Genomic DNA, 17,560 nt, shown 5'->3' on the forward strand with positions numbered 1-17,560 from the left:
TCGTAAAGCGGGAGGGCGAGCGATGGGCAGGTTGCGGACACGGCTACCTGCCCTGCTCGCCCTTTCGATTCCTGTCCTCGCGGGCCTTGTTTTCCTGCATCTCGCGGGCGCCCCTCGGCACTATCTCGCTATCAATGCGGGCGTGCTTGTTGCCGGGCTCGGCATGGCCCTGCTCATCTCAGCACCTTCAACCGAGAAGGCACGGCGCGCTCTCACCGTCGTCATGCTTGCAGGGCTGTTCCTCCCGCTCCTGACGGGCCCCTGGCATGACGGTGTCGCACGGTGGTTGCCGGTTGGTCCGTTCAACCTACACACCTCGGGACTCCTGCTCCCCTCCATCCTCGTTCTCGCAGTGCGCGAGCGCGAATATACACCGCCGATCCTGCTTGCCGCGGCATTCGCAGGCCTGCTCCAGCCGGATGCAGCGCTCGGCTTTGCGCTGCTGTTTGCGGCAATCGGACTGCACGACGTCCCGCGCGACTGGCGCATCGGGACGACCTGCATTTTCACGTTCTTCGCCGCAATCGTCATGGCGGTCCGCGGCAATCCGCCGCCGCAGGAATTCGTGGAGCGCGTTCTCGTCACCGCCGCCGGCCTGTCACCTTTCGCGGCTCTCGGCCTGTTCCTTTCTCTGGTGGTGAGCTTCTTCCTCATCCTGCGCGCAATCCCTGCGTCGAAGGCAATACGATTCACATTGGCGGGGTGCCTGTTCGGTTTCACGATCCTGTCGCTCATGTCGAATTATCCGAGCGTCCTCATTGGCTTCGGGGCCGCCCCCATCCTCGGCTTCGGCCTCGCGCTGGGCCTCGCTACCGGGCACCAGAACGAGGCCGCCGAACCCGAAAAGGATGAAACCGCAACGGCTTGATCATCTCGATGCATACTGTATTAGTGAAGCACATCACTACTACGGAGAGAGACATGATCCGCTCGAAGCTCGCCACCCATATCCTCAGCCCCCTCGCCCTGCTGGCCGGAGCCGGCACCCCTGCCCTCGCTCAGGATAGCGAGAGAATGCACGAGGTCGTATCGGCGGATACCGAGGCAGGCACCTACATGGGATCGGTGCTGGTCGCGAAGGGTGACGAGATCCTCCTCGACCGTAGCTACGGTTCGGCCAACCTCGAATGGGACATTGCCAATACGACGGATACGAAATTCCGGCTCGGCTCGGTCACCAAGCAATTCACCGCCGCAGCAACCCTGTTGCTCCAGCAGCGCGGTGAGCTCGACATCGACGAGCCGGTGAAGACCTATTGGCCCACAGCCCCCGCAGCGTGGGACGCGATCACCGTGCGCGACCTTCTGAACCACACTTCGGGCATTCCCAACGTCACTTCGCTCGACGAATTCGGAACCTGGAAATACCTGCCCACCACCCGCGAGGAACTGATCGGTCGCTTCTCGGACCTGCCGCTCGCATTCGCCCCCGGCGAAAAGTGGGCATATTCGAACTCGAATTACCTCATGCTGACCGCGATCGTCGAGGAAGTGAGCGGCAAGTCCTATGCCGAATTCGTGCAGACCGAAATCTTCGACGTCCTCGGCATGGATGACACAGGCATCGACGTCTCGTCGCAAATCCTGGACCATCGGGCCTCGGGCTACTCCCCCTCGGAAAATGGCATCGTCAACGCCGACTATGTCAACATGGCGATCCCGCAGGGGGCTGGAGCGCTATACTCGACCACTGGCGACTTGCTGAAGTGGCAGCGCGGCCTGTTCGGCGGGAAGATCCTGAATGATGCGGCGCTCGCGGAATACACGAAACCGGCCGATCTGGCGGCCTTCGGCGATGCGAAATATGCATCCGGCATCCTCGTTGAGGAACTCGACGGCAAGACCACCTACTGGCACGGCGGCGGCATCGAGGGCTTTAACAGCTGGCTTGGTTACGATCCCGAAAGCGACATCACCGTCGTCGTCCTCGCCAACCTCAACGGCGGCAATGCGCGAACTCTCGGCTTGTCACTGATGACGCTGGCGCGCGGCGGCGAGGTAGAGCTGGCGAGTGAGCGCGAGGAAATTGCTGTGGTGGCGTCCGACCTCGCCGAATACGAAGGAACCTATCGTATCGCACCCACCTTCGCGTTGAAATTCTGGGCCGATGGCGACCAGTTCATGACGCAGGCCACCGGTCAGGATGCTTTTCCGGTATTCGCACAGGGCAAGGACGAGTTCTTCCTGAAGGTCGTCGACGCCAAGCTTACCTTCAACCGCGACGATGATGGCGAGATCGTATCGGTCACGCTTCACCAGAACGGCAACAAGTCGACCGGCATCAAGGAGTAGCCCGGCACAGATTGCCCCTCTCCCGCCCTTGGCGTAGAACGCGCCAGAGAGAGAGGGGGGAACCTGCTTGGCCTATCCGAAACTGACCGACCAGCCCGGCGCGCTTGAAACCGCGGCTGCCATCGCGCGCGGCGAGATGACACCGCTCGAGGCGACCGATGCCGCGATCGCCCGCATCGAACATCTCGACGCGCTGGTCGATGCCGTGGTCGTGTGCGATTTCGAACGGGCGCGCGACGCGGCAAAAGCGCTTGGCACTTCGCCAGACGACCGCCCGCTGTTCGGCGTTCCGATGACGATCAAGGAAAGCTTCGACATCGAAGGCTTGCCGACCTGTTGGGGCCACGAAGCCTATGCCGACAATATCGCGAAGAGCGATGCCATGGTGGTCCGCAAGCTCAAGCAGGCAGGCGTGGTCTTCCTTGGCAAGACCAATGTCCCGCCCGACCTTGCCGACTGGCAGTCGAACAACCCCGTTTACGGCCGCACACACAATCCGCACGATCACGAACGCTCGCCCGGCGGCTCCTCGGGCGGCTCTGCGGCGGCGGTTGCGGCAGGCATGGTGCCATGCGAATTCGGTACGGACATCGGCGGCTCCGTCCGTGTTCCGGCCCATTTCTGCGGTGTCTGGGGCCACAAGTCGAGCTGGGGCCTGATCAGCAAGGAAGGCCACGATCACCCGCTGATGGCAGGGCGCGGTGCCCATGACGGCGCGCTCTCGATTGCCGGCCCCCTCGCCCGCAATTCCGCCGATCTTGCCGCACTTCTCAGGATCACCGCCTCGCTTCCGCTGGAAGAACAGCCGGTCGAATTGCGCGGATGCCGGGTGCTCATGCTGGTCGATCATCCCTCCTGCCCGACCGACGATGCCGTGCGCGGACCGATGGAAGCGATGGCCGCGGAGATTGAACGCGCTGGCGTGACGGTCGACCGGTCGAGCGATCTGCTGCCCGACCTCGAAAAGCAGCATGGCGATTACATGCGGATGCTCAACATCGCCATGGCTCGCGGGGCCCCTGCCAAGGATGGCAAACGTGCCAGCGCAACCGACTGGTTCAACATGCTCGACATACAGGCGCGCAATGAAATGGCCTGGGCGCATCTGCTGGAGACCTACGACTTCGTCCTCGCCCCGCCCGCGCCGGTGCTTGCCGTGCCGCATAGCGACAAGCGCATTTTCGACGGGATGATCGATATAAACGGGGCAGAGGTGCCGGGCGCTGCGGGTCTGTGCTGGGCCGGTCTCGCGACCTTCCCCAACCTCCCCGCAACCGTGCTGCCCATCGGCGAGACAGCCGGCCTTCCGTGCGGCGTCCAGGTCATGGGACCGCGCTGGTCGGACCTCGCCTGCATCGCAGCTGCGGAGCAAATCGGCGAGGTCTTGCACTCCTGATCGCTCTTGCCCATGGATCGGGCGGATCGACGGGAGTTTTACCAATGGCGCGCATGCGCATGATGCAGAAATTCGCCAAGTGGCATATCTGGCTTGGCTGGCTGGTAGGTGTGCCCGTCCTGATGTGGACCGTCACTGGCCTCATCATGGTCATCAAGCCGATCGAGGAAGTTCGCGGCAACCACTTGCGCAAGGAAGTGACCGAACAGGCGCTGCCTGCCGATACCAATATCGCGGTGTCGCTCCCCTCCGAAAGCACTGCACCGGTGCGCTCGGTAGCGACGCAGGTCGAGCGCGGCGAAACCGTCACGCGCATCACCTATATGGACGGGACGAGCGAACGCTTTCGCGCCAACGGCAAAAAGATGTCGCCGCTCTCCGAAATCGAAGCGCGCATGATCGTGGAAGAAGGGATCCACGGCGGCGAGAAGGTGGTCAGCGCCACCCGGTTCGAAGCTGACAATGTGCCGTTCGATTTCCGCCGCCCCCTGCCCGTCTGGCAGGTTGCGCTGGAAGACGGGACTCACGTCTACGTCGGTACCGAAACCGGTCGGATCGAGGCCGTGCGCACAGAGTGGTGGCGGACCTTCGACTTCGTCTGGGGCCTGCACATCATGGACCTCGAAACGCGCGAAGATACCAGCCACCCGATCCTGATCCTGTTTGCAGGTCTCGGCGTCATCGGCTCGCTGCTGGGCTGCATCCTCATGTTCCGCCGCCGCAAGGCGCGGGTGCAGGTGCCCGCTTGAACGAGGAAATCCTCACCCCGGTCCTCGACTGGCTGGACCTCGCCGGTGTCGCCATTTTTGCGCTCACCGGTGCGCTGGTCGCAGCGAAGGAGAAGCAGACGCTCGTCACGCTGGTCTTCTTCGCGCTGATTACCGGTGTGGGCGGAGGGTCGATCCGCGACCTGTTAATCGGTGCGCCTGTCTTCTGGATCACCGACCCCTGGGTGGCTGTCGTATGCCTCGGCATCGCACTGTTCGCCTGGTTCACTCCGACGCGCTGGTGGGAGGGGAAGTTCCTCTCGATTGCCGACGGCCTCGGCCTTGCCGCCTACGCCGTGCTCGGTTCGGCCAAGGCGCTGGAATACGGCGTGCCGGTCGTCCCGGCGATCCTGATGGGCGTGATAACCGGCACGGCAGGCGGCATCATCCGCGACGTGCTGGCAGGCCGTCCATCGATCCTGATGCGCCCCGAACTTTACGTGACCGCAGCTGCCCTTGCGGCCAGCCTGAACGTGTTCGGCTCGCTGCTCGGGATAGAACTTTGGTGGGTCTGGATCGCAGCGACGCTGGCCGGTTTCAGCCTGCGTTTCGCCGCGATCCACTGGAACCTCGCCCTGCCCTCCTATGACGAGCGGCGCGCCAAGCCGGACGAGAGCTAGATGGTGGTGTAGCCGTCCCCGGCTTCCAGATCGCCATCGACTTCGTCCGCATCGTCTCCCTCGATCGGGCCGCCGGGATAGGCTGCACGCGCATCGCCAGCATCGGCGGTCGCACCGCGCTCAAGGCGCTCACGTTCCGCGGCATAGCGGTCGTCTTCCCACTGGCGATCGTTCTCCGGAGCGACGGCATAATCGTCGTCAAAGGCTTCATCGTCATAGCGATCATCGTCATCGCGTTTGTAACCGGCGCCGCGCTGTCCGTAGTCGACATCGCTGATACGGCCGTCTTCGTCGATCATGCAGGTGAAGCCGTCGCCGTTGAAAATCGTGCCGGCGACCTGCCATCCGCGTGCGGTGCGATCGACACGGTCCACGGTTTCGACCCGCGTATCGCGCTCGACCCGCGCGATGCACATATTCACCGCGCGGTCGATCCCGAGCCCATCGCGCAAACGCGAATCATCGCGGTACTCGCGGTCGCGATAGTCCCTGTCACGGTAGTCCCTGTCCCGATAATCCCTGTCGCGTTCGCGCTTGCTGGCGCGGTCGGCAGCTGCCGCAATGGCGCCGATGATCAGCACCCCTGCAATGACATCGCCCGCGTCGGGTCCGCGGCGATAGCGATAGCGGTGGTAGCGGCGGTGCTCGACCGTCTGGGCCTTGGTCGCATCATAGGCGGGATCAAGATCGGCCCAGCCTGCGGAGACGGGCTGCATGTGGGGGAGTTCGGCAGCCACTGCCGGCGCAGCCGTCATGGAGAAAACCGCGAGAATTGCAGGCGCAGCGGCGAGAGTTCTGAAGTTCGGCATGGGCCGGTCCCTGTTCAAGCTCGCACCCCCACCTGGCGCGATTGGTTTCACAATGCCGATCTCATGCGCGCGCGCTGCTGACCTCATCCTGAACCACGCACGAAAAAGGCGGCCCGGAGATGTGGTCCGGGCCGCCCATGACGACTGGTAATGTCGGCGTTCGGTTTATCAGCGAAGACCGCGGATACCCTTGAAGTCTACTTCGGCATAGCGACCACGCTGGATGTGGCAGGTAAACTTGCCTTCATCTCCGCCGCGACGGTAATCGCGTCCACGACGATCATAGCGATCGTAACGGTCGTATCCGCGGTGGCCACGATAGCCGTCTACGACGATGCGACCCTTCACACGCCAGCCATAGCGATTGTCATCGACATCGCGGATGTCGGTCACGCGGGCAAAGCGATAGCCATTGTTATAAGCGACGCGCTCGGCCTTGCGGATGCAGCGTTCGACTGCGTCGCGCGGGCTGCCACGATGGCGATAGGCGCCGCGACGATATTCGCGGCCATCGCGATAGTAGCGACCGTCACGGTAATAGCGGCCGTCGCGGTAGTAATCGCGGTCCTTGCTCGCCGAGTTGGCGATCGCGGCGATACCACCGATGATCACGGCACCGGCGATCACGTCGCCAACGGAAATGCCGTCATCGTCGCGGTCACCTGCATATGCGGGTGTAGCTCCTGCCAGCGCCATTGCGCCGACGGCAGCGGTTGCGATCCCACCTTTCGCAAAAGCCTTTGTCTTGATGTTCATGTGAGGCTCTCCTCATTTCGACCGTGGCGGGATTGCCTCGGTTGATTGAGGTTCTAGGCGAGTCGCTCTGAGGTGACGCTGAATCGCGATTGCAGGCGATGTTCAGATAAGTGTCGATTTTCCTGAATACTTAATTCGTAATAGATTCAAGCACATCGCGCGTGAAGGACGCAATATCGAAGCGCGAACCTGCAGGATCTTCGCCCCTTCTGACGATCACGACGTTCAGACTCGGGACGATTATTATGAATTGTCCACGATTCCCCATGGCGGCGATTGTGTCGGGCGGAATGCCCTCGGACTTGTTGAGCAACCAGAAGCCTGCTCCGTAGCCGAAAGGACCATCTGGCTGAGGGCCGCTGGGGGTCGAGACGTATTCGACCCAGCCTTCGGGCAGGATACGCGTCCCGTCTGGAAGGACACCGTCATCGAGGTAAAGTTGACCTAGCCTTGCGAGGTCGCGAGCTGTCGCCCAGACTTGTGACGACAGAATGTAGTCTCCCTGCCAGTCAGTCTCGGCCACTGTGTCATTCATGCCGATCTTTGCAAGGAACGCGCTAGGCGGATTGGTCTCGAACGTCTCCTCGATGGCCTTGATTGCAGCCAGCGTATCGTTGTTTGCGTAACGATAGATCGTCCCCGGCTCGCTAACGAGCGACCAGTGAAGCGCGGTTTCTTCGACGGTGGAGCCTCCGAAATACAGAGGATCGGTTCGGTTTCCTGGCGTGTCCGAATATCGACCTGATGACATGCGTAACAACTGATCGATTGTAACAGCTCGGCGCGCATCGTCCGCCCAGCCAGTGATTCCCGTGCGGCGCTGGACATCAGTCTCGCCGCGCAGCTGGGCTGCACCGACCAGGGTAGCCGCTATGCTTTTGGCCACCGACCATGTGCGCTGGGGCGTCAACGGACCGAAATCATCGGCATAACGTTCGAAGACTTGACCACGTCGTTTGACGAGAACGGCAGTGGTACGCGTCCCTTCGCCGTAATCGCCCGCAAATGCGCGGTCAGCCGTCCCCCGCAATACACGGTAGAAATGGCGACTCGATCGCTCAGCACCCCAAGGTAGTGATATCAGTTTGCCCGGCCCTGTGCCGCCTTTGACCAGAGCAACCGTCTCGTCATCAGCAGGTATTGTGCCGATAGGCTGTAGATGACAGCCGTTCCGGCCATCTGTTACTGCAACTCTCGCAGATGCGTCATCGGCCCACACAACCTCCACGCGCTGCATCCAGCCCATTCTGCGATGGATTTCGAAGTCCAGCTCAGCGACTATCTTATCCAGTGGAGACTGAATTCCGACCAGCTCCCACCGCTCGATGCTCTCGGGAGTGCGAGTAGCTCCGTTTCGCTCCGCATTCGCGATGGCGCTGCACAGGAACAGCGCCTTGTACCCCGCCGCCAGTGCGCGGTCGTAGCGGGCATCTATCTCGTCCTGCGTCGTCGACTGAGCGAGCGCGGGCGTAGCGGCGAGCAGCGTGGCGGCTGCGAGGGCGGTCCTGATCATGCAGCGGAGGATTGCAGCGGCTTGGCCTCCAAGTCAAAGTCCTGCGTGTCGCCATCCGTCCAGTGTTCCATGCCAAGCGCCTCCATGTCGGGCAGGAAGTCGGAAAGCCCGAGCAGACCCGAGCAGACGAGCGCTCCAGCCTCCGGCCCGCTGCCGTTGCGATGCCGGCGGATCATGGCGAGTGCGGCGAGCACGGGAACATAAGGCCCGCGATTGGCATCCGCGCGCAGCGTCCACATACGCTCGATTTCCTCGCCCGTGGCCCCTTCTCCGCTTGCCCGGACCGTCATGGCGCCGCGATCGGAGCCGACGAGCCGAACCAGCTCGGCCAGTTTGAGCATCGGGTGGGCAAAGGGGCGAAGGCTCTTGAGCCAGCCCCAGCGTACCGGAAGCGAGCAGAGCCATAGGCCGACGTGCAGCAAGCCAAATTCCAGACCCGCAAAGAATTCGGCCGACTGGCGCGGGCTGTATCGCTTCACAAGCAAATCCTGCTCGGGCGTGTCGCAGACCGAGGCCCAGCGCTTGCCGATGCGCGGGATCTCTTCGCGATGAAGCCCGCCCCAGCCCGGCACATGCTGCCATTCGCCTTCGCGGAAAACGCGGACGGGCTTGCCGACATAGGAGAGGATGGCCTCGACCACAGACCGACCGCGCGGTGCGCGGTTGCCAGGATAGATGCCAATGCGAAGATTGTCGATGGCGCGCCAGTCGGCCGTCAATTCGTCGATCACGGCATGGCTGAGCGCGGGGATCGAGCTCGCCCCGGTCACGAGCGAAACACCGGCCTCTCGCGCCTGTGCATCGAAGCGCGGGAATTGCGCTACGAAATCGCGCCCGTCGGCAAGGTCGATATAGTGAACACGCGCGCCGATCGCAGCATCGATCAGCCTGCTGTGCGACGACTGGAATGGACCGGCCGCGTCGATCACCAGGTCGTAGCCCACGAGGTCGACCGATTTCACCGTGTCGCGGTCTATCCGGGCGAGTCCCACCCTGGAAGGCAACCGCGCGGCAAGCGCTTCGAGCTTCCCTAGGTTTCGCGCCGCAAGCGTAAGGTGGATGCCCTCCTCGCACGCCGCGAGTTCGGCCAGGCGCGAACCGAAGACGCCGCTTGCGCCGACCAGCAGGACCTTGAGCGGTTCAGCCATCGCGGAATACTCCCGACTGGTAGACCATCTCGCCAAGCAGCGGGTGGACCAGCTGCAACGAGAACTCGAAGCTGCCCTCGCCAAGGTCGCGGTGACGCACCACCGTCCGGCCCGGCCCGATCCAGTGGGGCAGGCGCAGGCGTACGGGACCAATATCGAGGAAGTAGTGATCGCTGCGGAATTCGAGACCGGCTTCGATCGCGACGACTTTCAGCGCCATGCCGATCCCGCGGCCGAGGTATTCCTCGAGGCCCGACCTGCCGGCGAAACGCTTCGCGCTGTGGATCACCTGCGGGAAGCCGCGTTTGCGACCGTATATCCTCGTCCAGCACTGCCCGCCGCTTGCTCCGTCTTCGCTGACCGAGACCGTGGCGGGCACGCCCTTGTCGGGATGGAGAGGCAATGGCGCGCCGATCACGCGGCAAAGCTGGGCCAGCAACCAGCCAGCGCGGCTGAAGCGGACTTCATCGATGATGCCGGGATAAATGGCGACCTTGGCTTCGGCGAGACGCTTGGAGAAGCGCTTCTGGACCGCAAGAGGCAGGTCGCGCCATGCATCTTCGCCAACAAGGGCCCGGAAGCGCGTATCGTAAGCCTCGGCGCCCCTGAGTGGCTCGACCTTTCCGACTTCCTGCAGCTGCGCCTGCATCGCACTTCCCCTTTGTTGCCCCTTCGATGGGGTCGCTATTTCCTGCCCTTGCCAGGCCTCCATCCGATCACCTTCACGATGCCCGATCCCAGTCCGATCAGCGTCATGAGAGCGCCCTTGGGCACATTCAGCATCTCGTCGTGCCAGCGCGACATCGTGGAGACGAATTCGAGCATGTCGGCGAGCTTCTGGCGGGCCTGCGGGCTGATCTTGGGATCGTTCGCCGCTTCTTCGTTGCAGAGCTTGAGAGCGGCTTCTGCCGGATCGATCTCGCGTTCCTTGCGCCCCTTGGCGATGCGCGTCGCCATTTCCCAGATGTCGGCTTCGGCCGTGAAATGATCGCGCCGCTCGCCCAGCACGGGCACACGCTCGATCAGCTTCCACGAAAGCAGTTCGCGGATCGAATTAGACACGTTCGACCGTGCAAGGCCAAGCGTGGCAGCGACCTGTTCGGCATTGAGCGGCTCGTCGGAGATAAACAGCAGCGCGTGGATCTGCGCCACAGAGCGGTTCACGCCCCACTGGCTGCCGAGATCGCCCCAATGCAGCACGAAGCGTGCGATGGAAGGCGACAATTCGATCCTGTCACTTTTTTCTGTCATGACAGAAATATCTGCCCAAGCGAGCAGAGAGTCAAGCGCATAAAGAAAAAGGCCGGAGGATTTCTCCCCCGGCCTTTCATTGTCTCGGTATGGAGCCGCGGCTTACGCGTCTTCCATTTCCTCGTCGCTCATGACGGGGCCGCTGTCCTGGCCCTTGGCGTCGACGTCACGGTCGACGAATTCGATCACGGCCATGGCCGCAGCGTCGCTGCCGCGGTAGCCGGCCTTGATGACGCGGGTGTAACCGCCGTCACGGTCCGAATAACGCTCTGCCAGAACTTCGAAGAGCTTCTTGAGCTGCGTTTCGTCCTGAAGCTTGCTCATCGCAAGACGACGGTTCGAAAGACCGCCACGCTTTGCCAGCGTGATCAGCTTTTCGATGTAGGGACGCAGTTCCTTGGCCTTCGCCTGCGTGGTGAGGATCTGTTCGTGCTTGATGAGCGCGGCGCTCATGTTGCGGAACAGGGCCTTGCGGTGGCCAGTCTTACGCTGAAGCTTACGGCCTGCAATTTTATGACGCATTGTATCTTTTCCTTAGTTCGAAAAGGGCCCGTTCTAGGTAGCCCAGTGCTGGCGGCGGTTAGGGCCCGCCGCCATTGCCCTTGAGAGCCCGAGGGCCCTGATTAGCCGAGAAGTTCCTGTTCGAGCTTCTTGGCCATTTCTTCGATGTTCTCCGGCGGCCAGCCAGGGATGTCCATACCGAGGCGCAGGCCCATCGACGAGAGCACTTCCTTGATCTCGTTGAGCGACTTGCGGCCGAAATTCGGCGTACGGAGCATCTCGGCCTCGGTCTTCTGGACCAGGTCGCCGATGTAGATGATGTTGTCGTTCTTGAGGCAGTTTGCCGAACGGACCGACAGTTCCAGCTCGTCGACCTTCTTGAGGAGGTAACGGTTGAGCTGGTTGGTGTCGCTTTCCTGCGGCTCTGCAGCCTGGCCGATCATGGCCGAGCTGGGCTGCGGGATGCCGTCTTCGAAGTGGACGAACAGCGTCAGCTGGTCCTGGAGGATGCGCGCGGCATAGGCCACGGCGTCTTCCGGGGTGACGGTGCCGTCGGTTTCGATGGTCAGCGAGAGCTTGTCGTAGTCCAGTTCCTGGCCAACGCGGGCGTTCTCGACCTTGTAGCTCACCTGGCGAACCGGCGAGTACAGGCTGTCGACGGGGATGAGGCCGATCGGCGCGTCGGCCGGACGGTTCATCACTGCCGGGCGGTAGCCCTTACCGGTGTCGGCGGTCAGCTCCATGTTGAGCGTGGCGCCTTCGTCGAGGTGACAGATCACGAGATCCTTGTTCATGACCTCGATGTCGCCCGAAACGGCGATGTCGCCAGCCTTCACTTCGCCCGGGCCGGTGGCCGAGAGCTGGAGGCGCTTCAGGCCTTCGCCTTCCATCTTGAGCGCGATCTGCTTCACGTTCAGGACGATGTCGGTGACGTCTTCGCGCACACCTGCGAGCGAAGAGAATTCATGCAGCACGTTCTCGATCTTGATCGAGGTGATGGCTGCACCCTGCAGCGAGGACAGGAGGACGCGACGCAGCGCGTTGCCGAGCGTGAGGCCGAAGCCGCGCTCGAGCGGTTCTGCAACGAAGGTTGCCTTGCGGTCCTTGTCGCCACCGTCCTTGATGTCGAGGGTGTTGGGTTTCTTGAGTTCCTGCCAGTTCTTGATGTTGACGGACATGGATTTCCCCTGGTGTGGATGCGGGCAGGACCGGAGCTCTCTATCGAGCGCCCGGTCCGTGAATGTGTCGGTGGCTCAGCGTATCCGAGCCACCAGGCAGGTACGGATCAGACGCGGCGACGCTTGGAAGGACGGACCCCGTTGTGCGGGATCGGCGTCACGTCGCGGATCGAGGTGATCGTGAAGCCCACTGCGGCGAGACCGCGCAGTGCACTCTCACGGCCCGAACCCGGGCCCTTCACTTCGACCTCGAGGGTGCGGACGCCGTGTTCGGCAGCCTTGCGGCCTGCGTCGTCGGCGGCAACCTGTGCGGCATAGGGAGTCGACTTGCGGCTACCCTTGAAGCCCATCATGCCGGCGCTGGACCAGCTGATAGCATTGCCCTGCGCGTCGGTGATGGTGATCATCGTGTTGTTGAAGCTGGCGTTGATGTGCGCGACGCCCGAAGAGATGTTCTTCTTGTCGCGGCGCCTTACGCGGCCTGGTTCGCGTGCCATGGTGTGTATTCCTCTATTCTATCAAGAAGGGAAAAGCTTATCGGACGAGCCGAAGCTTACTTCTTCTTGCCGGCGATCGGCTTGGCCTTACCCTTGCGGGTGCGGGCATTGGTGTGGGTGCGCTGGCCGCGAACGGGCAGACCGGCACGATGGCGAAGGCCGCGATAGGAACGCAGGTCCATGAGGCGCTTGATGTTCATCGCGGTTTCGCGACGAAGGTCACCTTCTACCGTATGCTCTTCATCGATGGTTTCACGAACGCGAAGCAGTTCCTCGTCGGTGAGGTCCTGGACGCGCGTGGCGTGATCGATGCCGAGCTTGTCGGCGATTTCGACAGCCTTGGTACGGCCGATACCGTGAATGTAGGTGAGCGCGATGATAACGCGCTTGTTTGTGGGGATGTTTACCCCGGCAATACGAGCCACTTAATTCTCCATGCTCCACAGGGTCTCTTGAAGCGGGACCCCATCTCAACGCTTTGTTTTCATTGACATCGGCGGACGCTGGTAGCGCAAAAAGCCCGGATGGCGTGCACAAAGGCTGTCGCCTGCCGGACTAACCGCAAGTGTCGAATGAAAGGCGCGCTTAGTAGGATTCGCTTCTCGCGTCAACAGCCAGCGCGCGCAAGCACCGAGGCCGCCGATATGGGCGGTCTCCGCTAGGTTTCAACCACAAGCCCTACACGCGGCTGCCCGATAGGTCAAAATCAGCCTCAAACCACGCCGAAGGCCAGCATCGCATCGGCAACCTTCCGGAATCCCGCGATATTGGCACCGCGAACGTAATCGACATTGCCATCATCATCGGTTCCGCTTTCCACACACTTGTCATGAATGTCCTGCATCAGCCCTGTGAGCATGTTGTCGAGCGTCTCGTGGTCCCAGCTCACCCGCTCGGAATTCTGGCTCATCTCCAGGCCCGATACCGCCACTCCGCCGGCGTTGGCGGCTTTGGCCGGGCCAAACAATATGCCCGACTTGCGAAAGCGCGCGGATGCTTCGGCAGTGCTCGGCATATTGGCACCCTCCACCACGGCCATCACGTCATTGCCGAGCAGCGCCTTGGCACCGCCTTCGTCCAATTCGTTCTGCGTCGCGCAGGGCAAGGCGATGTCGCAATCGACATCCCAGGGCGCCTTGCCTTCGTGAAATTCGGCACCGTCGAACTTGTCGGTATAATTCGAGATGCGTCCGCGCTTCTCGATCTTGAGAGTCTTCACCCAGTCAAGCTTCTCCTCGTCGATCCCGTCGGGATCATGGATAAAGCCGTCGCTGTCGGACAGCGTGAGAACCTTCGCACCCTCGCTCATCAGCTTTTCCGCCGCATGCAGGGCGACGTTGCCCGATCCGGATATGACGGCACTCTTGCCCTCCAGCCCTTCTTCGCGGTCCTTCAGCATCTCGCGCAGGAAGTAGACGACACCATAGCCGGTGGCCTCGGTGCGCAGCTTGGACCCGCCATATTCGCTGGCCTTGCCAGTTAGCACGCCTTCCCAGCGACCGGTTAGCTTCTTGTACTGCCCGAAGAGGTACCCGATCTCGCGCGTGCCCACGCCGATATCACCGGCAGGCACGTCACGGTCCGGACCGATGTGGCGGAACAGTTCAGACATGAAGCTCTGGCAGAAGCGCATCACCTCGCGGTCTGACTTGCCTTTGGGATTGAAATTAGAACCGCCCTTCCCGCCGCCCATCGGCAGGCCGGTGAGCGAGTTCTTGAAAGTCTGCTCGAAGGCGAGGAATTTCAGGACGCTTTCATTGACGTTTTCCGAGAAGCGCAGGCCGCCCTTGTAGGGGCCGACCGCATTGTTGTTCTGCACCCGCCACCCGCGCTCGACGCGAACGTTGCCATCGTCGTCCTCCCAGCACACACGGAAGGACACGATCCGGTCGGGCTCGGCAATTCGGCGGAGTATCTCTGCCTCGTGATACTCGGGATGATCGGCGATGAAGGGGATGATGTCCTGCGCAACATCCTCGACCGCCTGGACGAACTCGTCCTGGCCGGGATTACGCTTGCGAACGCCTTCGATGAAAGTTTCGAGGTCGGGGATCTTGTCGGGCAATTGCTTCTCCGGGCGAGACTGGATGCGGAGATGCTCCGCTTTCGCAATCTACGTCCGGACCGGCTTTTCGTTCATATGAGCGAGGACCTAGTCCTCGCTCTCATCCTCGTCGTCGAGCGCGCCGAGATAGTCGCGCAAGCCGTGAAGCTGCTCCGTCATCACTCCGTCGACCGCGCCGGCGATCGTATCGATCGGGAAGCCGCTGACATTGCCGACGTGATACTGCCAGTTGATCTTCGTGCCGCCATCGACCTCTTCGAGCATGACGGTCAGGATGCCTGTGGCGGGCACAGCCTGCAGGGGCCCGAGCGAACCACGTAGGCGGAGTGCCTTATCGGGAACGGCCTGCACCACGACGGCGTGCTGGACGCTTCCGTCCAGAGGAATATCGCCCTCGCCCGGGATCTTCTCGCAGAAGCAGCCACCCGCGCTTGGCACCAACGACATGTTGCTGGCATCGGCCGACCAGGTGTGGCTGTCGTTCCACCATTCGCCAGGTTTGATCAGTGCAAGCCAGGTCTGGCGCGGTGTCGCCGCCACAGTGGCGCTGTCGGACGTGACGAAGCTGTCGTCACCCTGCTCCATCACCTCTGCCGCAGCAGGTGTGCCAAGAACCAGCGCGGACGCTGCAGCAAAGAATGCGAACCTGTTCATCAACCTCTCCCTGTTCGGGGGAGGTTCTATGCAGCAATGCAGGCTTTGGAAAGCCGGATCAGCTCAGGATTGCATCGATCGCGTTCGTGACTTCGTCGATCGCGCCCATGCCGTCGACGCGCTTCACGATGCCGCGCTTCTCGTAGCCGGGGAGGATGGGTGCGGTCTCGTTGCGATAGACCGACATGCGGTGACGCACGGTTTCCTCGTTATCGTCCGGACGGCGCTTGAACTCGGTCGAACCGCATTGGTCGCACACGCCTTCGACCTTGGGCTGCTTGAAGGTGTCGTGATAGCCAGCGCCGCAGTTGGCGCAAGTATAACGGCCGGTGATACGCTCAACCAGCGCGTCTTCATTCACTTCGAGCTCGATGACATGGTCGAGGCTGCGACCGTGCTTGGCGAGAATTTCGTCGAGCTGCGCTGCCTGATGCTCCGTGCGGGGATAGCCGTCGAAGATGGCGCCCACTTCGGGACCCATATCGGCCAGCTTGGCATCGATCATTGCCGAGACGATATCGTCCGACACGAGACCGCCCGAGTCCATGATGTCGGCGACCTTGCGACCAAGTTCGGTATCGGCCTTGCGCGTTTCGCGGAGCATATCGCCGGTCGACAGCTGGAGCATGCCGTGATGCTCGACAAGCCGCTGTGCCTGCGTGCCCTTGCCAGCGCCCGGAGGGCCGAGAAGAATGATGTCCATCGAGAGGTGTCCCCTTCGTCTCGGGATTTAACGCAGGCGGCCCTTGAGCTTCGCCTTTTTGATGAGGTCGCCGTACTGGTGCGCCAGCAGGTGCGACTGGATCTGGCTGATGGTATCAACCGTGACGTTCACGACGATCAGCAGGCTAGTACCGCCAAGGAACAGCGGAACACCGGTCTGCGCGATCATGTATTCGGGCACCACGCAGACGAAGGTCAAGTAGATGGCACCGATCACGGTGATGCGGGTCAGCACATAGTCGAGATATTCCTCGGTCCGCTTGCCCGGACGGATACCCGGAATGAACCCGCCGTTCTTCTTCAGGTTCTGCGCGGTCTCTTCGGGATTGAAGACGACGGCAGTGTAGAAGAAGCAGAAGAAGATGATGCCGAGCGCGTACAGCGTCATATAGAGCGGCTGGCCGTGCTGCAGGTACTGGAGCACAGTGCCGAAGCTGCCGCCGACGCCGCCTTCCGGATCCAGCGCATTACCTGCGAACTGGGTGATCGTGAGCGGGAGCAGCAGGAGCGAACTGGCGAAAATCGGAGGGATCACGCCGGCCGTGTTGAGCTTGAGCGGCAGGTGCGAGCGGTCTGCCTGCATCATGCCGCGCTGCGTCGCACGCTTGGGATACTGGACCAGCAGGCGGCGCTGTGCGCGCTCGAAGAAGCTGATCAGCAGGATCAGGCCGACGACCATGACGATGAAGCCGAGCAGGATGCCGGTTGCGATCGAACCTTCGCTGTAGCCCGAGGCCATGTTGGTCACGAAGGTCGGGAACTGGGCGACGATGCCCGCCATGATGATCAGCGAAACGCCGTTGCCGATACCGCGGCTGGTGATCTGCTCACCCAGCCACAGCAGGAACATGGTGCCGCCGACGAGGCTGATGACAGCGCCGATACGGAACATGAGGCCGGGGTCGACAACGGCAGCAATGCCGCTGGACGCGCCGAAGCTCTCGAGGCCCACGGCAAGGAACCAGCCCTGGATCGTGCACAGGAAGACCGTACCGTAACGCGTGTACTGGTTCAGCTTCTGGCGACCGGTGGTGCCTTCCTTCTTCAGCGCAGCAAGCGTGGGATGCAGGGCCGAGGCCATCTGCACCACGATCGAGGCGGTGATGTAGGGCATGACGCCGAGCGCGATCAGGCTCATACGTTCAAGGCTACCGCCCGTGAACATGTTGAACATGTCGATGATGCCGCCCTGCGTCTGGTCGGCGAGCTGGCTCAGTGCGCGGGCGTTGATGCCCGGCAGCGGCACGAAGCTGAGGAAACGGAAAACGATCAGCGCGCCGATCGTGAACCAGATACGCTGCTTGAGCTCCGTGGCCTTGGAGAAATTGGCGAGACTGATGTTGCTCGCGAAATTATCGGCGCTTGATGCCATTGGTCGTCTTCGATCCTA

Annotated in this window: 19 protein-coding genes; 5 read left to right on the plus strand and 14 right to left on the minus strand. The window is 62.1% G+C overall.

Going from position 1 to position 17,560, the window contains the following annotated elements:
- Positions 1–22: 22 nt before the first annotated feature.
- The 5 genes from K3136_RS02490 to K3136_RS02510 all read left to right on the plus strand — a co-directional run bounded on the left by K3136_RS02490 (position 23) and on the right by K3136_RS02510 (position 5,075).
- The gene (locus tag K3136_RS02490) at positions 23–868 is read left to right on the plus strand and encodes a hypothetical protein (protein ID WP_221431355.1); all 846 of its coding nucleotides are present in this window, start codon (positions 23–25) and stop codon (positions 866–868) included.
- 53 nt (positions 869–921) lie between these two features.
- A complete protein-coding gene (locus tag K3136_RS02495; protein ID WP_221431356.1) occupies positions 922–2,292 on the plus strand; it encodes a serine hydrolase in 1,371 nt (456 codons plus the stop codon).
- A 67-nt stretch (positions 2,293–2,359) separates the two neighbouring features.
- Complete coding sequence (locus K3136_RS02500; protein WP_221431357.1) at positions 2,360–3,688, plus strand: amidase family protein; 1,329 nt, start codon at positions 2,360–2,362, stop codon at positions 3,686–3,688.
- Positions 3,689–3,732: 44 nt separating this feature from the next.
- On the plus strand, positions 3,733–4,437 hold the full coding sequence (locus K3136_RS02505; RefSeq protein ID WP_221431358.1) for a PepSY domain-containing protein: 705 nt from the start codon (positions 3,733–3,735) through the stop codon (positions 4,435–4,437).
- A complete protein-coding gene (locus tag K3136_RS02510) occupies positions 4,434–5,075 on the plus strand; it encodes a trimeric intracellular cation channel family protein (RefSeq protein ID WP_221431359.1) in 642 nt (213 codons plus the stop codon). Before K3136_RS02505 ends, K3136_RS02510 begins: the two co-directional genes overlap by 4 nt.
- On the opposite strand, the gene K3136_RS02515 is transcribed toward K3136_RS02510, so the two are convergent.
- The 14 genes from K3136_RS02515 to secY all read right to left on the minus strand — a co-directional run bounded on the left by K3136_RS02515 (position 5,072) and on the right by secY (position 17,542).
- On the minus strand, positions 5,072–5,884 hold the full coding sequence (locus K3136_RS02515) for a hypothetical protein (RefSeq protein ID WP_221431360.1): 813 nt from the start codon (positions 5,882–5,884) through the stop codon (positions 5,072–5,074). The two genes, K3136_RS02510 and K3136_RS02515, sit on opposite strands and share 4 nt — an antisense overlap.
- 168 nt (positions 5,885–6,052) lie before the next feature.
- Positions 6,053–6,640 (minus strand): hypothetical protein, encoded by a 588-nt coding sequence (locus K3136_RS02520; RefSeq protein ID WP_221431361.1) that lies wholly within the window; start codon positions 6,638–6,640, stop codon positions 6,053–6,055.
- A 130-nt stretch (positions 6,641–6,770) separates the two neighbouring features.
- Positions 6,771–8,153: a serine hydrolase domain-containing protein gene (locus tag K3136_RS02525; protein ID WP_221431362.1), complete on the minus strand. Its 1,383-nt coding sequence runs from the start codon at positions 8,151–8,153 to the stop codon at positions 6,771–6,773.
- On the minus strand, positions 8,150–9,301 hold the full coding sequence (locus K3136_RS02530) for a saccharopine dehydrogenase NADP-binding domain-containing protein (protein WP_221431363.1): 1,152 nt from the start codon (positions 9,299–9,301) through the stop codon (positions 8,150–8,152). Before K3136_RS02530 ends, K3136_RS02525 begins: the two co-directional genes overlap by 4 nt.
- Positions 9,294–9,950 (minus strand): DUF4166 domain-containing protein, encoded by a 657-nt coding sequence (locus K3136_RS02535; protein ID WP_221431364.1) that lies wholly within the window; start codon positions 9,948–9,950, stop codon positions 9,294–9,296. Before K3136_RS02535 ends, K3136_RS02530 begins: the two co-directional genes overlap by 8 nt.
- Before the next feature lie 35 nt (positions 9,951–9,985).
- The gene (locus K3136_RS02540) at positions 9,986–10,552 is read right to left on the minus strand and encodes a GbsR/MarR family transcriptional regulator (RefSeq protein ID WP_221431365.1); all 567 of its coding nucleotides are present in this window, start codon (positions 10,550–10,552) and stop codon (positions 9,986–9,988) included.
- Positions 10,553–10,654: 102 nt separating this feature from the next.
- Complete coding sequence (gene rplQ / locus K3136_RS02545) at positions 10,655–11,074, minus strand: 50S ribosomal protein L17 (RefSeq protein WP_221431366.1); 420 nt, start codon at positions 11,072–11,074, stop codon at positions 10,655–10,657.
- Positions 11,075–11,175: 101 nt separating this feature from the next.
- The gene (locus K3136_RS02550) at positions 11,176–12,231 is read right to left on the minus strand and encodes a DNA-directed RNA polymerase subunit alpha (protein ID WP_221431367.1); all 1,056 of its coding nucleotides are present in this window, start codon (positions 12,229–12,231) and stop codon (positions 11,176–11,178) included.
- Between the two features lie 107 nt (positions 12,232–12,338).
- Entirely contained in the window at positions 12,339–12,728 is a 390-nt protein-coding gene (gene rpsK / locus K3136_RS02555; protein ID WP_006831904.1) for a 30S ribosomal protein S11, read from the minus strand.
- A gap of 56 nt (positions 12,729–12,784) precedes the next feature.
- Positions 12,785–13,153: a 30S ribosomal protein S13 gene (gene rpsM / locus K3136_RS02560; RefSeq protein ID WP_006831903.1), complete on the minus strand. Its 369-nt coding sequence runs from the start codon at positions 13,151–13,153 to the stop codon at positions 12,785–12,787.
- Between the two features lie 287 nt (positions 13,154–13,440).
- The gene (gdhA, locus tag K3136_RS02565; RefSeq protein ID WP_247711408.1) at positions 13,441–14,793 is read right to left on the minus strand and encodes an NADP-specific glutamate dehydrogenase; all 1,353 of its coding nucleotides are present in this window, start codon (positions 14,791–14,793) and stop codon (positions 13,441–13,443) included.
- A gap of 87 nt (positions 14,794–14,880) precedes the next feature.
- Positions 14,881–15,447: an SRPBCC family protein gene (locus tag K3136_RS02570; protein ID WP_221431368.1), complete on the minus strand. Its 567-nt coding sequence runs from the start codon at positions 15,445–15,447 to the stop codon at positions 14,881–14,883.
- Between the two features lie 58 nt (positions 15,448–15,505).
- Positions 15,506–16,150 carry an adenylate kinase gene (locus K3136_RS02575; RefSeq protein ID WP_221431369.1) on the minus strand — a complete coding sequence of 215 codons (645 nt, stop codon included), beginning with the start codon at positions 16,148–16,150 and terminating at the stop codon, positions 15,506–15,508.
- A 27-nt stretch (positions 16,151–16,177) separates the two neighbouring features.
- On the minus strand, positions 16,178–17,542 hold the full coding sequence (gene secY, locus K3136_RS02580) for a preprotein translocase subunit SecY (RefSeq protein WP_221431370.1): 1,365 nt from the start codon (positions 17,540–17,542) through the stop codon (positions 16,178–16,180).
- Positions 17,543–17,560: the final 18 nt, after the last annotated feature.

It is taken from the genome of Qipengyuania gelatinilytica (assembly GCF_019711315.1).
Lineage (GTDB): Bacteria > Pseudomonadota > Alphaproteobacteria > Sphingomonadales > Sphingomonadaceae > Qipengyuania > Qipengyuania gelatinilytica.

Excerpts from the sequence above, each read along its gene's own strand:
- K3136_RS02495 (WP_221431356.1), top strand. The coding sequence starts at position 922 with ATGATCCGCTCGAAGCTCGCCACCCATATCCTCAGCCCCCTCGCCCTG.
- K3136_RS02575 (WP_221431369.1), bottom strand. The coding sequence starts at position 16,150 with ATGGACATCATTCTTCTCGGCCCTCCGGGCGCTGGCAAGGGCACGCAG.
- K3136_RS02550 (WP_221431367.1), bottom strand. The coding sequence starts at position 12,231 with ATGTCCGTCAACATCAAGAACTGGCAGGAACTCAAGAAACCCAACACC.
- K3136_RS02515 (WP_221431360.1), bottom strand. The coding sequence starts at position 5,884 with ATGCCGAACTTCAGAACTCTCGCCGCTGCGCCTGCAATTCTCGCGGTT.
- K3136_RS02490 (WP_221431355.1), top strand. The coding sequence starts at position 23 with ATGGGCAGGTTGCGGACACGGCTACCTGCCCTGCTCGCCCTTTCGATT.
- K3136_RS02535 (WP_221431364.1), bottom strand. The coding sequence starts at position 9,950 with ATGCAGGCGCAGCTGCAGGAAGTCGGAAAGGTCGAGCCACTCAGGGGC.
- K3136_RS02505 (WP_221431358.1), top strand. The coding sequence starts at position 3,733 with ATGGCGCGCATGCGCATGATGCAGAAATTCGCCAAGTGGCATATCTGG.
- K3136_RS02520 (WP_221431361.1), bottom strand. The coding sequence starts at position 6,640 with ATGAACATCAAGACAAAGGCTTTTGCGAAAGGTGGGATCGCAACCGCT.
- K3136_RS02570 (WP_221431368.1), bottom strand. The coding sequence starts at position 15,447 with ATGAACAGGTTCGCATTCTTTGCTGCAGCGTCCGCGCTGGTTCTTGGC.
- rplQ (WP_221431366.1), bottom strand. The coding sequence starts at position 11,074 with ATGCGTCATAAAATTGCAGGCCGTAAGCTTCAGCGTAAGACTGGCCAC.
- rpsK (WP_006831904.1), bottom strand. The coding sequence starts at position 12,728 with ATGGCACGCGAACCAGGCCGCGTAAGGCGCCGCGACAAGAAGAACATC.
- K3136_RS02540 (WP_221431365.1), bottom strand. The coding sequence starts at position 10,552 with ATGACAGAAAAAAGTGACAGGATCGAATTGTCGCCTTCCATCGCACGC.
- K3136_RS02530 (WP_221431363.1), bottom strand. The coding sequence starts at position 9,301 with ATGGCTGAACCGCTCAAGGTCCTGCTGGTCGGCGCAAGCGGCGTCTTC.
- secY (WP_221431370.1), bottom strand. The coding sequence starts at position 17,542 with ATGGCATCAAGCGCCGATAATTTCGCGAGCAACATCAGTCTCGCCAAT.
- K3136_RS02525 (WP_221431362.1), bottom strand. The coding sequence starts at position 8,153 with ATGATCAGGACCGCCCTCGCAGCCGCCACGCTGCTCGCCGCTACGCCC.